Raw genomic sequence first — 13,793 nt, 5'->3', positions numbered from 1 at the left:
CCACCCCAAATGGCCGCACAAGGCGTAGCGCGCGGTAACGCGCCGTGAGGAACGAACGGCAAGGCACCCGCGAATGGCGGCGCCAGCCGCCCGGACTGCGCCACCTAACTACGGCACCGCTTCGCGCTGCATCCGCGGGTGCGCTGGCGCTTACCACGCGCTACAAAATTCGGTAAACGTATTGTCGCACGCCACCAAACCGCATATAGGCGTGTTCCGTAACGACGGCCCGGCGCGAATGGCCGGGCCGCTAGCGCCACTTACTCGCTTTGGTCGGTGACGGCGCCGGTGCTTGCGGAGCTTACCAGCCGTGCATATTTGGCCAATACCCCCCGGGTATAGCGCGGTGCGGGCTGTTGCCACGCGGCACGGCGGGTTGACAATTCCTCATCGCTTAGCTGCACTTCAATAGTATCTGCTTCGGCATCGATGGTGATGAGATCGCCATTTTCCACCAGCGCCAGCGGGCCGCCATCAAAGGCTTCCGGTGCTACGTGGCCGACCACAAAGCCGTGGCTACCGCCTGAAAAGCGGCCATCGGTAATCAGCGCAACGTCATTGCCCAAGCCGCGACCCATAATGGCCGACGTCGGGGTGAGCATTTCGCGCATACCCGGGCCGCCTTTGGGGCCTTCGTAGCGAATAACCACGACATCGCCTGCCACCACGGTGCCATCATTGATGCGCGCCTGGGCTTCTTCTTCAGAACCAAACACCCGTGCCGTGCCGGAGAAGCGCGTGCCTTCTTTGCCAGAAATTTTAGCGACCGCACCTTCCGGCGCCAGGTTGCCGTAAAGAATCCGCAGATGGCTTTCGGTTTTAATCGGCTTATCCAGCGGCGCGATAATTTTCTGGTCATCCGGATAGGCTTCAACGCCTGCCAGGTTTTCCGCCAGTGTTTGTCCGGTTACCGTCAGGCAGTCGCCGTGTAGAAGGCCAGCTTCCAGCAGGTTTTTCATCAGCGGCTGAATACCGCCAAGCGCCACAAGTTCGCTCATCATGTAGTGGCCGCTGGGGCGAAGATCTGCCACGACCGGCACGCGTTTACCGATCTCGGTAAAGTCGGAAAGCGTCAGCTCAACATCGATAGTGCGCGCCATGCCGATAAGATGCAGCACCGCGTTGGTAGAGCCGCCTAACGCGATCACCACGGTAATCGCGTTCTCAAACGCCTTACGGGTCATGATATCGGAAGGTTTGATATCCCGCGCCAGCAGCTCAAGCACCGCCTCGCCCGCCGCTTTACAGTCGTCGCGTTTTTCCTGGGAAATGGCGTTTTGTGCCGAGCTGCCCGGCAGGCTCATGCCCAGCGCTTCAATGGCCGATGCCATGGTGTTAGCCGTGTACATACCGCCACACGAACCGGGGCCAGGAATCGCGGTTTCCTCGATCTGCTTGAGCTCAATCAAATCCATATCGCCCCGCGAGTGGGCGCCCATGGCCTCGAACACCGAGACAATATCGGTATGCCCTTTGCCCGGCATAATCGTACCGCCATATACAAACACGCTGGGGCGATTCAAGCGCGCCAGCCCCATTACGCAGCCCGGCATGTTTTTGTCGCAGCCGCCAATCGCCACCAAGCCATCAAAGCCTTCGCAGCCCGCAACGGTCTCAATGGAATCCGCGATCACCTCCCGCGAGACCATCGAGTACTTCATGCCCTCGGTGCCATTGGCAATACCGTCGGAAATAGTGATGGTGTTGAAGACCACACCTTTACCGCCTGCGGCATCTGCGCCCTCGCAGGCCTGCTCGGCAAGCTCACCAATATGGCTGTTGCACGGCGTCACCATGCTCCATGTAGAGGCCACGCCCACCTGGGGCTTTTTGAAATCAGCGTCGTTAAATCCTACTGCGCGCAGCATGGCACGACTGGCGGCTTTACCCACGCCATCGACCACCGGGGCGGAATGGCGGCGAGTATGGTTTGGTGTATCGGTCATGGGGAAGTCCTCTTGGCTTTACTCAAAGTATCTGCATAGCTTGGGGATACCCTGGCTTGCGCGCAAGAGAAGATGAAAAACACATGGTTATCTATTTAAGCTAAACAGCTGCTTTATGGGGTCGAGGCAGGACAGACAGATCAAACCCACACGCTTGAGCATAACGCTGCAGTGTTTTCCAGCCAGGATTACTGTCACCACGTTCTAACCGACTGATATTGCTTTTCTGAGTATGTAATCGCTGCGCCAGTTCTTCCTGAGTAAGGCCTGCACGCTGACGCATGGAAATAAGCGTGTTGGCTAATTCAAATTCAGGCGCCAACCGCTCGTACTCAGCGTTAACCTCAGAATTCTGGAGCGCCTGTTCTTTCAATGCTTTTAAATTCATCACGGCTGTACCTCACGCTGTCTGGGCCGGGCTAATAACGCCCAACAAAGTTATCATTTACGATAACCCATAAGCTGCAAAAGTTCCTATCGATAGCACCCACTAAAGACGTTTAACTTATGGCACCATAGTAGTCTTAAGCACTGTGCCTTATCGCTACTGCCTTGAAGGAAATATCGCCGCATGTCGTCATCCACGCTACTTGCCAATACATCGCCTCTTACGCCGGGTTTTATGGTGGTGCATGCCAACCGCTTGGAAGACCTGCGCGGGCTAGCGGTTGAGTGGATGCGACTTCATCCGTTAGGGCCGCTTGAGAACGAGACGATTCTGGTGCAGAGCAACGGCATCGGGCAGTGGTTGAAGCTGGCACTGGCGGAAGACCCGGCACAGGGCGGCGCGGGCATTGCGGCGGCGCTGAACGTTACCCTGCCTGCGCGCTTTTTATGGCAGGCCTACCGCACGGTGTTAACGCATATTACCGGTGATGCCCAGGCGGTGCCTGAAACCTCACCGTTTGATAAGTCGCGCCTGGTATGGCGCTTGCTGCGCTTACTGCCCAGCCTCGCTGAGAAGCCCGCCTTTGCCCCATTGGCGCGCTTTTTGGAAACCGACCGCGACCAGCGCAAGCACTATCAACTGGCCGAGCGCCTGGCGGATTTATTCGACCAATACCAAGTGTACCGCGCCGACTGGCTAGACGCCTGGGCACGGGGCGAGGACGTACTCATTACCGCACGCGGCGAAGCGCGCCCGCTGGATGAGCACCAGCGCTGGCAACCCGAGCTATGGCGCGCCCTGCGCGATGATGTTGCCGCCTCCCAGGGCGAGGCCGGGCTTAACAGCAGCCGCGCCCAAGTGCATAGCCGCTTTTTAGAGGTCGCCGAACAGCTGGAAGGCCAGGCTTGCCCGCCGGGGTTGCCGCGTCGGCTGATTATTTTTGGGATTTCCTCGCTGCCTCAGCAAACGCTGGAAGCCCTGGCAGCACTTTCGCGCTGCTGCCAAATCGTGCTGTGCGTGCATAACCCCTGCCAGTTTTACTGGGCAGATATCATCGAACACAAGGATTTATTGCGCGCCAACCGCTACCGCCAGCAGCGTAAAACGGGCATGCCCGAAGCGCTGGACGTACTCGGCGACGGCGATGTAGATAGCGCGCTGCATCTGCATGCCCAACCGCTGTTGGCGGCCTGGGGAAAGCAGGGGCGCGACTATCTGCGCCTACTGGATGAACACGATGATTCAGGCAACTACCAAACTCTGTTTGAGCAACAGGCGCTGCGTATTGATATGTTCGAGCCGTTCAGTACGCCCGAGCACGCCTGCCTACTCAGCCAGCTCCAGGATGATATCCGCGAGCTGCGCCCGGTGGCCGAAACCCAAACGACCTGGCCTGCGGTTGATGCAACCCACGACGACTCGATTGTGTTTCATATCGCCCACGGCCCCCAGCGCGAAGTGGAGATCCTTCACGACCAACTGCTGGCCGCTTTCAGCGCCGACCCCGAGCTGCGCCCACGAGATATCATCGTTATGGTGCCGGACATTGACCGCTACGCGCCGCATATTGAAGCGGTGTTTGGTCAGTACCGCTCAAGCTACCGCACGCTTGGCCGCGACGACCCGCGCTATATTCCCTACACCCTTTCAGACCAGGCCAGCCGCCACCGCCTGCCGCTGATGATTGCGCTCGAAAAACTCTTGCGCCTGCCGGAGCTGCGCCTCTCAGTGAGCGACCTGCTCGACCTGTTAGACGTGCCCGCCCTGCGCGCCCGTTTTGGCATTGAAGAGCGCGATTTGCCCACACTAAACCGCTGGATTGAGGGTGCGGGCATCCGCTGGGGCTTAAACGCCCAGCAGCGCACCCGGCTTGATTTGCCCCAGGGCCTAAGCCAGAACACCTGGGCGTTTGGCCTGCGCCGTTTGCTGTTGGGCTACACCGTGGGCGTGGCGGACGCGTGGCAAGGTATTGAGCCGTTTGATGACATCGGCGGGCTTGAAGCCTCACTTGCCGGGCCGCTGGCAACACTGCTTGAGAAGCTGGAAACCACGTGGGAGGTTTTTTGCCAGCCGACCACCGCCGCCAACTGGGTGAGCCGACTGCGCGAGCTGCTGGAAACCTACTTTCTTACCGATGACGCTGCAGAGAGCGTGATGCTGACCAAGCTGGAAGGCGCGCTTCAGCAACTGTTCGACAGCACCGAAGAGGCCAAATTGAATGACGATTTGCCGCTTTCCATGGTGCGCGAACACTGGCTCTCGCAAATTGATGAGCACAGCCTTTCTCAGCGCTTTTTAGCCGGGGCGGTCAACTTCGCCACGTTAATGCCGATGCGCGCCATTCCCTTCAAGCGGGTGTGTTTGCTGGGCATGAACGATGGCGAATACCCACGCTCCCAACCGCCGCTGGATTTTGACCTGATGGGCAGCGACTACCGCCCCGGCGACCGCTCCCGCCGGGAGGATGACCGCTACCTGTTTCTGGAGGCGCTGCTGTCAGCGCGCCAGCAGCTCTATATCAGTTGGGTGGGCCGCAGCCAGATCGACAACAACCCCATGCCGCCTTCCGTGCTGGTCGGCCAACTGCGCGACCACTTGGCCGCAGGCTGGGTAAGCCAACGCCAGGACGACGAGCCACTGATTGAAGCGCTGACCACTGAGCACCCGCTACAACCGTTTAGCCATCGCTATTTTACCCAACCCGGTAGTTCAGCCTCCCAGGCTCGGCTCTTTACCTATGTACATGAATGGCGCGATGCCCACGAACAGCACGCGCTGCTCGCCTCGCAAGAGGGTAACAATCAGCAACAAAGCGCCTTGGCCGAATTTAACCAGGACGTTCCACTGACGCTTGCCCAGCTAGGCAGCTTTCTACGTGAACCGGCCAAGGCGTTCTTTAACACTCGCCTGGGCGTGTATTTTGAGCAGGAAGTACTGACCCAGTTAGACGTCGAGCCGTTTGTGCTTAACGGCCTACAGCACTGGCAGCTGCAGGACCAACTGATTGCCGCCCAGCGCCACGCGGTAGACAACGGCGAGCCGCGTGAAGAAGCCATGTTTGCCGCGCTTGAGCGCATCAAGGGCCAAGGCGTGCTAGCGGTAGGCGCTTTTGGCGAGCGCATGAGCGAATCGCTAGCCGAGCCCATGCAAGCGCTGTTTGATGCCTATCGGGAAGCGCTCGAAGAGTGGCCCATCGCCGTGGAAGCCCCCCAAGCGGTCGCATTTAACGCCCACGAACTTTCGGTCAACGATTGGATTAACGAACTGCGCACGGATGAGAGCGGCAAGCGCTGCCGCCTGCTGCTGGTGAGCAACAGCTTGATTAGTAATGCGCGTGGCCGTGGGCAGTACCGTTGGCAGCATCTACTCCGCCCTTGGGTGGCCCACCTGGCTGCCAATGCGGTGTCGCCGATGACCACCCAGCTGCTTTCCAAAGCGGGCCATGCGCGCTTTGAACCGCTAGCAGCGGATACCGCCCAAGGCCATCTAGCGACTATTGTGCAGTGCTGGAAAGCGGGAATGACCCTGCCGCTGCCCCTTGCTCCGCAAGCAGCATTTGCCTGGCTGAGTAAAGAGGGAACGGTGGACAGCACCGCCGACAGCGACGCCTTTAGCGCAGCGGCAAGCACCTATGAAGGCGGGCGCTTTCAAACCGGCGAAGTCGCGCAAAGCGCCTACCTCGCCCGCCAATGGCCCAACTTTGAAGCGCTGTTTAACGAGGGTCATCTGGAAGGGGCTAACCCCGCCCTCCGCTTCGCCGCCTTGGCAGATGCCCTTTATCTGCCGCTCTACCGTGCGGTGAAAGAGTAGCGCTGCTCGGTAAAAGACGACGCGCTTCGCTTAATGCGGGTGGTTAACCAAGAGTATTCGATTGGCCAGCGAGATCATTTCGGGGTCGCCGGTGTTCTTTTCGGCCACATCGGAAAGCTTGATGACCGGCAGCCAGCCCTGGCCTTCAGGGCGCGCCTCGACCATCTTGATCACCATGTTCATGGGCTCCTCGCCCACATCGTTGGTGAAGTTGGTGCCAATACCAAATGCCATGCCGATACGGTCTTTGCAGAATGCATGAATGCGCTCGATTTTTTCCGGCGTGAGCGCATCGGAAAAGATAATCGTCTTGCTCAGCGGGTCAATGCCCAGGCGCTCATAGTGCGCGATGGTTTGTGAGGCAAAGTCGATTGGGTCGCCGCTATCGTGGCGCACACCATCAAACAGCTTGGCAAACTTCTTATCGAAGCTGTCGAAAAAGGCCTGCGAGGTAAACGTATCGGTTAACGCAATGCCCAGGTCGCCCCGGTACACATCCACCCAGTGCTCAAGGGCCAGGCTGTTGGCCATTTTGAAACCAAACCGGGCACCGTGGAACATGAACCACTCGTGGGCGTGCGTACCAATCGGCTTCACGTCATGGCGCATCGCCAACAGCACATTACTGGTACCGGTAAACGACTCGCCGCCGTGATGGCGAAGCGCGCCCACCACACGGTCGTGAACATTAAAAGAGAAACGCCGACGCGTACCAAACTCAGCGATTTTGAGCCCCATGCGGTGGTAAAGCTCGATTTTTTCCTGGGCGTTCTGCTCGATCATCGCATCCGCTTCAGGGGTAATCGTAATACCACGCAACCGATACCAAAGCTCACTGATCAGCGCCATCAACGGCACTTCCCAAAGGATGGTGCGATACCACGGGCCTTCAATCACCACCGAAAGATCCGCCCCCTGCTGCTCGATAATGACCTCGCTGGGGTCATAACGAAACCCGGCCAGAAAATCGAGATAAGTGGGGTCCAAATAAGGACAGGTTGTTTCGAGATAGCGCTTCTCTTCGTCGTTTAAGCGAAGCGCCGCCATATTATCGACCTCATGGCGTAATGCAGCGCCGAACCCTTCTGGAAAGGCATGCGCGCCACGGTTAATAAAAGCGTAGCGCGCATGGGCATACGGGAAGCGTTTAATCACGGCATTCTGCATCGTGATTTTGTAAAAGTCGTTATCCAGAAGCGAGGTCAGCATGAAGTCTCATCATCAACGTGAACAGAAGCCGCGGTAGCGTAAACCGGTCGCCCGCAAAGTGGCTAGCCGACAAGATTATCAGGTGATGGCGCTGGCTCCCAGCCCAACCCGCTCGCTTGTGCCTTTTGCTCGCTGCTTTTTGCTCCCTAAGGGTCATCGCGATATAGTTCTCCAGCCGCCCCTATTTGCCCCATCCGGGGCGTGTTGTTTTTGTGCCTGCTAGCGCCTGCTCCTGGAGACCAGTGATGAGCCATCCCGCCCCACTCAACCCACTGAGCTTGCCCTTGCACGGCAGCCGCCTGATCGAAGCCAGCGCCGGTACCGGCAAAACCTTCACCATCGCGCTTTTATACGTGCGCCTGGTATTGGGTGGGCGCAGCAAAGAGGATGACAACGCCTTTATCCGCCCGCTCACGCCGCCGGAAATTCTCGTAGTCACGTTTACCAACGCCGCGACCCAGGAACTACGCGAGCGGATTCGTAACCGGCTGGTGGAAGCCGCTGAGATTTTTCGCAGTGATGAAAACGCAGGCGATAAACTGCTGCTTGAGCTGCGCAGTGAGTACCCACCCTCGGCCTGGCCCGCCTGCGCACGGCGCCTGGCACTGGCTGCCGAGTGGATGGACGAAGCCGCCGTTTCCACTATTCACAGCTGGTGCTATCGCATGCTGCGCGAACACGCTTTCGATAGCGGCAGCCTGTTCTCGCTGAACCTGGAGAACGACCAACGCGAGCTAGAACAAGACGTCGTGCGCGACTACTGGCGCAGCTTTTACTACGCCCTTGAGAGCGACGCGCTGGAAAGCATTGTTAGCTATTGGCAATCCCCCGACGACCTGCACGCCAGCTTGCAGCGCCTGCTGCCCGAGTGCGACGCGCTGGGCGAACAACGCCCGGCACCTCTGCAAACGCTGACGAACTGCCAGGCCGCCCGAGCCGCCAAACTCAGCGCGTTAAAAGCCCCCTGGGCTGCCTGGCTGAACGATGTGGTGCCCGCGCTGGAAGAAGCCGCCCAGCAAAAAGCCTTTAAGGGCCAAAGTTTCAACGCAAAAAGCCGCGCCAACTGGCTGGGCGCGCTGCGTGACTGGTGCACCAGCGATGCTGACCGCCCCCAGCTTACCGATGCCGCCTGGCGGCGCATGACGCCTGAGGGCATGGCCGATATCTGGAAAGTGGGCACGCCGCCCTGCCCAGCGGTGTGGGAAGCGCTCGCCCAACTGCCCGGCGAGCTTAATGCCCTGCCCGAGCCGCGCAACGACCTGCTGATTCACGCCGTGCAGTGGTGCCGCAAGCGCCTGGAACGCGAGCAGGAGCGCCGCGCTGAAATGGGCCCCAACGACCTGCTCACGCACCTCGACCGCGCCCTGCAAGGCCCCAATAAAGAAGCGCTGGCCGCCCAAATCCAGCGCCAGTTCCCGGTCGCACTGATTGACGAATTTCAGGACACCGACCCAATCCAGTACCGCATTTTTAACGCGGTGTATAACGTTGCTACACCGCGCCGCGACAGTGCCGTGATGCTAATTGGCGACCCCAAGCAGGCCATTTACGCCTTCCGTGGCGCGGATATTTTCACCTACCTGAAAGCCCGCCACGACACCGATGGCCGCCACGTTACGCTGGGCACTAACTTTCGCTCAAGTGCTGCGATGGTCAACGCGGTTAACCACTGCTTTAACTACGCCGACAAGCATGAAGCGGGCGCGTTTTTATTTCGTGAACAAGGCGGCGAGAACCCTCTGCCGTTTTTACCGGTAGACGCCAAAGGCCGCGCCGATCAGTTGGTGTTGAACGGCGCGCCACTGCCCGCCATGACGCTGTGGCAAATGGCGGCTGACGAGCCGCTTTCCAAAACCGCCTACCAGCTTGAAATGGCCGAAGGCTGCGCTTCCCACATGACCGCCCTGCTGGAAGCGGGTCGCAAGCGGCAAGCGGGTTTTAAAACCGAGGATGAACTCACGCCACTCAAACCTTCCGACATGGCGGTGCTGGTGAACGGCCTTCAGGAAGCCCGCGCTATTCGCTTGGCGCTTGCCAGCCGTGGGGTTAAAAGCGTTTATCTTTCGGATCACGATAAGGTATTTAGCTCATCTATCGCCCAGCAGGTGGAAACCTGCCTGCGCGCCTGTGCGGAATCCCAGGCCAACTCCCGCCAGGCGGAAGCCAAGCTGCGCGCAGCGCTTGCCACGCCGCTGCTTGGGGTGAGCCTTAGCGAGCTTGATCACCTTAACGAGAGTGAGCTTGCCTGGGAGGCCCGGGTAGAGCAGTTCAGCCGTTACCACCGCTTGTGGCAGCGCCAGGGCGTGCTGCCGCTGGTGCGCAAGCTAATGGTGGACTTCGACATTCCTGCCCGGCTGCTTGCGTTGACCGACGGTGAGCGCTTGCTAACCGACTTGCTTCACCTGGGCGAACTGCTTCAGCAGGCAAGCCAGGAACTGGATGGCGAGCACGCGCTAATTCGCTTTCTGGCGGAAGCGATTGCCGACCCGGAAAGCCACGGCGACAGCCACAAGCTGCGTCTGGAAAGCGATGCGGACCTGGTCAAGGTCGTGACCATCCATAAATCCAAGGGGCTTGAGTACCCGCTGGTCTTTCTGCCGTTTATTGCCAACCACCGCTCCACTAAAAAAGGCGATGTGCCGCTGCGCTGGCACGATGGCGAAGGCAATTTACAGCTAAGCCTAAGCGCCGATGCAGAAACACTCGCTACCGCCGACCGCGAACGTTTAGGCGAAGACTTACGCAAGCTTTACGTGGCACTTACCCGTGCCCGCCATGCCACTTGGCTGGGGCTTGCGCCGTTAAAGGATGGCGAAGGCAGCGCCCTGGGTTACCTGCTTAATGGCGGTGACTACATTGCGCCCAATACATTCGGCGAAGCGCTCGCCGCGCTGGTTCATAAAAGCGACATAGCCCTGGAACCTGCGCCAGCCCCTACCGCACTGTGCTTTACGCCCGCCCAGCAGCAAGAAGCGCTGGGGCAAGCCCGCACGCCCACGCGCCCGGCCCGCGAGCAGTGGTGGATCGCCAGCTACTCGGCGCTGCGCACCACGGGCGGCATCTCAGGGCTGCTGTCAACCGCTGCCCCCACGCCGGAACCCACCACGCCCCAGGAAGCCACCACGTTTGAAGTGCTGGATGAGCCGCAAGATTTGCTGCAAGGTTCTCCATTGACCGGGCAGCCCATGGCGAGTGTAACCACTCACTACCCATTGCCCGCTGACAGCGACCAGCCGAGTGCAAACGCAAGCCACCTGCACCGTTTCCCTCGCGGCCCCGGCCCTGGCACCTTTCTACACGGCTTGTTGGAATGGGCAGGCCAGCTGGGCTTTGCCAAGGCGCTTGAAGACACCGCCGCCCGTGAAGACACTCTGCGCCGCCGCCTGCAACTGCGCGGTTGGCAAGCGTGGTATGAACCGCTAGCAGGCTGGTTTGAGGATTTGCTCGGCACCCAGCTGCCGCTTCCCGGCCAGCAAAGTGCCGTGGCGCTTCAACAGCTAAGCGGTTATCAGGTTGAACTAGAGTTCTGGTTTGCGGCCCATCAGGTGGATACGCAGGCGCTGGATGCGCTGGTTAGCCAGCACTTACTTCCCGGCCTTGCCCGGCCCGCGCTGGATGCCGACACGCTCAACGGTATGCTCAAAGGCTTTATCGATTTGGCGTTTGAGTTTGATGGGCGCTTTTACGTGCTGGACTGGAAGTCCAACTACTTGGGCGCAGACGACAGCGCCTACACCGTTGATGCCTTGGGTGCCGCGCTGCTGGAAAAACGCTACGACCTACAGGCCGCGCTGTACCTGCTGGCGCTGCACCGGCTGTTAAAAGCCCGCCTGCCCGACTACGACCCGCACGTCCATTTGGGCGGTTCATTGACCGTATTTTTGCGTGGCAGCCGGACGCCTGCACGCGGCGTACACCCCGAACCCGCCCCGGTGGCGCTGATTGAAGCGCTGGATGCGTTATTTGCAGGCACGACCAACGGCGCTGGCCTTAAGGAAACGGCATGAAAGATTCACACACCCTGGACCTGTTCGGCGAAAACGAGCCTGCGCCTGCCACACCGAGTAACAACACCCCAGCGCTTGGCCACCAACGGCACCCTGCGCTGAACGATACGGGCACTTTAATGGCACTTTGCGAGCGCTGGGTCGCCAGAGGTTGGCTGCGCGACCTGGACCGCGCGCTGGTCAGTTTCTTCGCCCGCGAGGGAGGCCAGGTGCCGCCGCTGCTTCTGCTGGCCACTGCGCTTGCCAGCCACCAGCTGGGCCGAGGCCATGTGTGCCTGGACTTAAACGCCACGCTGAACGCACCGGACTTCGCCCTTTCGCTACCACCAGAAGGCGATGACCTAAGCGACCCGCCGCCGCTACCCAGCGAGGTATTAGCCACGCTAACGCTTGCCGAGTGGCAGGCCGCGCTTGAGCACCCCTCGCTGATCAGCAACGGCCACGGCAACACACCACTGGTGCGCGCTGACGCCCCGCACACCACCCGGCTTTACCTGCGCCGCTACTGGCAGTACGAACAAACCCTGCACCAGGAAATCGCCGCTCGCTTGGCGCTTGAAGAAGGCGCTAAAACGGCAATTGGGCATGAGCCGCTTTCGGTGATTGGTAGTGATGTGCTTGATTCAGGCCTGCTCCAACAAGCCCTGAACACCCTGTTCCCCGACAACGGCACACTGGACTGGCAAAAGGTCGCCTGCGCGCTGGCGGCGCGCAGCCACTTTGCGATTATTACCGGCGGCCCCGGCACCGGCAAAACCACCACCGTCGTGCGCCTGCTCGCCCTGCTGCAAACCCTGCAACTGGCCCACTCGCCAACGCAGGCGCTACGCATTCGCTTAGCCGCCCCCACCGGCAAAGCCGCCGCCCGCCTTAATGAATCCATCGCCGGGCAGGTAAGCCAGTTGCCTATCGAAGACCTTGCGGCGCTATGGGAGCAGAGTGAATTGTGGGAGCCGAATTCATTCGGCGATGATTCAGGCACAGAGCATCTACGAATCTCCATTCCCACCGAAGTCACCACCCTGCACAGGCTGCTAGGCGCAAGACCCGACACCCGCCACTTCCGCCACAACCCCAACAACCCGTTGGCGTTGGACGTACTGGTGATCGACGAAGCCTCCATGGTCGATATCGAAATGATGACCGCCGTGTTAAGCGCCCTGCCCGCCCACGCCAAGCTGGTGCTGCTGGGCGATAAAGACCAGCTCGCTTCTGTAGAAGCCGGTGCCGTGCTCGGCGACTTATGCCGCCGCGCCGAGGCCGCCCACTACACGCCAGGAACCGCCGAGTGGCTTGCCAAACTTACCGGCCACCCGCTGCCCGAAGCGCTAACCTGCCCCAACGGCCAGCCCCTCGACCAGGCGATTACCATGCTGCGGGTAAGCCACCGCTTTGACGCTGCCAGCGGCATTGGCCAGTTGGCCGAGGCGATTAACCAGCCGTTAAGCGCCACGCTTAGCGAACGCGACAAACAGAATACCGTACACAGCGCCCTGCGCCACGGCTACGCCGACCTGCATCATTTGGTGCTGAGCGGGGAAAATGACAGCGCCCTGGAGCGCCTGGTGGTGACCGGCTCCCCGGAGCGCTTCCCCAATGCCGGTAAAGGCCGCCTTGATAAGAAAACCAATAAAGAAATAGCGCCACCCACGGGCTACCGGCACTACCTCACGGTTTTAGATCAACAGCGCCCCGAGGTAACGCTAGCCTTTGAGGAAAACAAAGACGCCTACGACACGTGGGCCAGCGACGCACTAAACGCCTACGGCCACTTCCAACTGCTCTGCGCACTACGTAAAGGGCCGTGGGGCGTGGAAGGCTTGAATTTACGCATCGCCAAGGTACTGCGCAGTCACAAGCTATTAAGCGCAAGCGATATCGAACTAGAGAAAGGCAGGTATGAAGGCCGCCCGGTGCTGGTCACACAAAACGACTACAGCCTGGGGCTAATGAACGGCGATATTGGCATTACGCTAGCAGTACCCGACCCGCGCGGCGTAGGAAGAACCTTACATAGAGTCGCCTTTCCGACCAGCGATACGAAAAATCCCATCCGCTGGGTGCTGCCTTCCCGCCTGCACGCGGTAGAAACCGTGTTCGCGATGACGGTACACAAATCCCAAGGCTCGGAGTTTTTGCATACAGCGCTGCTGTTACCCCAAACGCCCAGCCCCATCCTCACCCGCGAGCTGGTCTACACCGGCATCACCCGCGCCCGCGAATGGCTTACCCTGGTGGAAGCCAAACGGGGGATTTTGAATGATGCGGTGGTTAGGGAGGTTATGCGGGTTAGCGGGATGAAGATAACCTAAAACATAACTTCACATTACCCCTAAATACTAACCTTAAATAATTATACGGTAATTTCATCATTTATTGATTCTGGCCAAGTCCCTGTAATACAAAACTTCAAAAGACTTTGCGATGCTTGTT

Annotated in this window: 6 protein-coding genes; 3 read left to right on the top strand and 3 right to left on the bottom strand. The window is 59.6% G+C overall.

Annotated elements, in window-relative coordinates:
* Window positions 1-260: 260 nt before the first annotated feature.
* Window positions 261-1,946, bottom strand: coding sequence for a dihydroxy-acid dehydratase (gene ilvD / locus ACT3TJ_RS17220; protein WP_444666082.1), 1,686 nt, complete (start codon window positions 1,944-1,946; stop codon window positions 261-263).
* Between the two features lie 100 nt (window positions 1,947-2,046).
* The gene (locus tag ACT3TJ_RS17215) at window positions 2,047-2,334 is read right to left on the bottom strand and encodes a helix-turn-helix domain-containing protein (RefSeq protein ID WP_172116060.1); all 288 of its coding nucleotides are present in this window, start codon (window positions 2,332-2,334) and stop codon (window positions 2,047-2,049) included.
* Between the two features lie 183 nt (window positions 2,335-2,517).
* On the opposite strand from ACT3TJ_RS17215, the gene recC reads away from it, so the two are divergent.
* Window positions 2,518-6,144, top strand: a complete 3,627-nt coding sequence (gene recC, locus ACT3TJ_RS17210) for an exodeoxyribonuclease V subunit gamma (protein ID WP_444666080.1) — start codon at window positions 2,518-2,520, stop codon at window positions 6,142-6,144.
* A 30-nt stretch (window positions 6,145-6,174) separates the two neighbouring features.
* Here recC and pncB read toward each other — a convergent pair whose 3' ends face one another.
* Entirely contained in the window at window positions 6,175-7,353 is a 1,179-nt protein-coding gene (gene pncB, locus ACT3TJ_RS17205) for a nicotinate phosphoribosyltransferase (protein WP_192528190.1), read from the bottom strand.
* 245 nt (window positions 7,354-7,598) lie between these two features.
* On the opposite strand from pncB, the gene recB reads away from it, so the two are divergent.
* Both recB and recD read left to right on the top strand, forming a co-directional pair.
* Window positions 7,599-11,360, top strand: coding sequence for an exodeoxyribonuclease V subunit beta (recB, locus tag ACT3TJ_RS17200; RefSeq protein ID WP_444622041.1), 3,762 nt, complete (start codon window positions 7,599-7,601; stop codon window positions 11,358-11,360).
* Window positions 11,357-13,672 carry an exodeoxyribonuclease V subunit alpha gene (gene recD / locus ACT3TJ_RS17195; protein ID WP_444622040.1) on the top strand — a complete coding sequence of 772 codons (2,316 nt, stop codon included), beginning with the start codon at window positions 11,357-11,359 and terminating at the stop codon, window positions 13,670-13,672. The genes recB and recD overlap by 4 nt, the downstream gene beginning before the upstream one ends.
* The last annotated feature ends 121 nt before the right edge of the window (window positions 13,673-13,793 follow it).

The sequence above is a fragment of the Halomonas sp. AOP30-A1-24 genome, from assembly GCF_052378165.1.
In the GTDB taxonomy this organism is placed as follows: domain Bacteria; phylum Pseudomonadota; class Gammaproteobacteria; order Pseudomonadales; family Halomonadaceae; genus Vreelandella; species Vreelandella citrativorans.
The sequence above is the reverse complement of the archived record's forward strand: the minus strand, read 5'-3'. Positions and strand labels throughout refer to the sequence as shown.

What these genes read in the sequence shown, in the direction of transcription:
- ilvD (WP_444666082.1), bottom strand. Translation starts at nt 1,946, where the DNA reads ATGACCGATACACCAAACCATACTCGCCGCCATTCCGCCCCGGTGGTC.
- ACT3TJ_RS17215 (WP_172116060.1), bottom strand. Translation starts at nt 2,334, where the DNA reads ATGAATTTAAAAGCATTGAAAGAACAGGCGCTCCAGAATTCTGAGGTT.
- recC (WP_444666080.1), top strand. Translation starts at nt 2,518, where the DNA reads ATGTCGTCATCCACGCTACTTGCCAATACATCGCCTCTTACGCCGGGT.
- pncB (WP_192528190.1), bottom strand. Translation starts at nt 7,353, where the DNA reads ATGCTGACCTCGCTTCTGGATAACGACTTTTACAAAATCACGATGCAG.
- recB (WP_444622041.1), top strand. Translation starts at nt 7,599, where the DNA reads ATGAGCCATCCCGCCCCACTCAACCCACTGAGCTTGCCCTTGCACGGC.
- recD (WP_444622040.1), top strand. Translation starts at nt 11,357, where the DNA reads ATGAAAGATTCACACACCCTGGACCTGTTCGGCGAAAACGAGCCTGCG.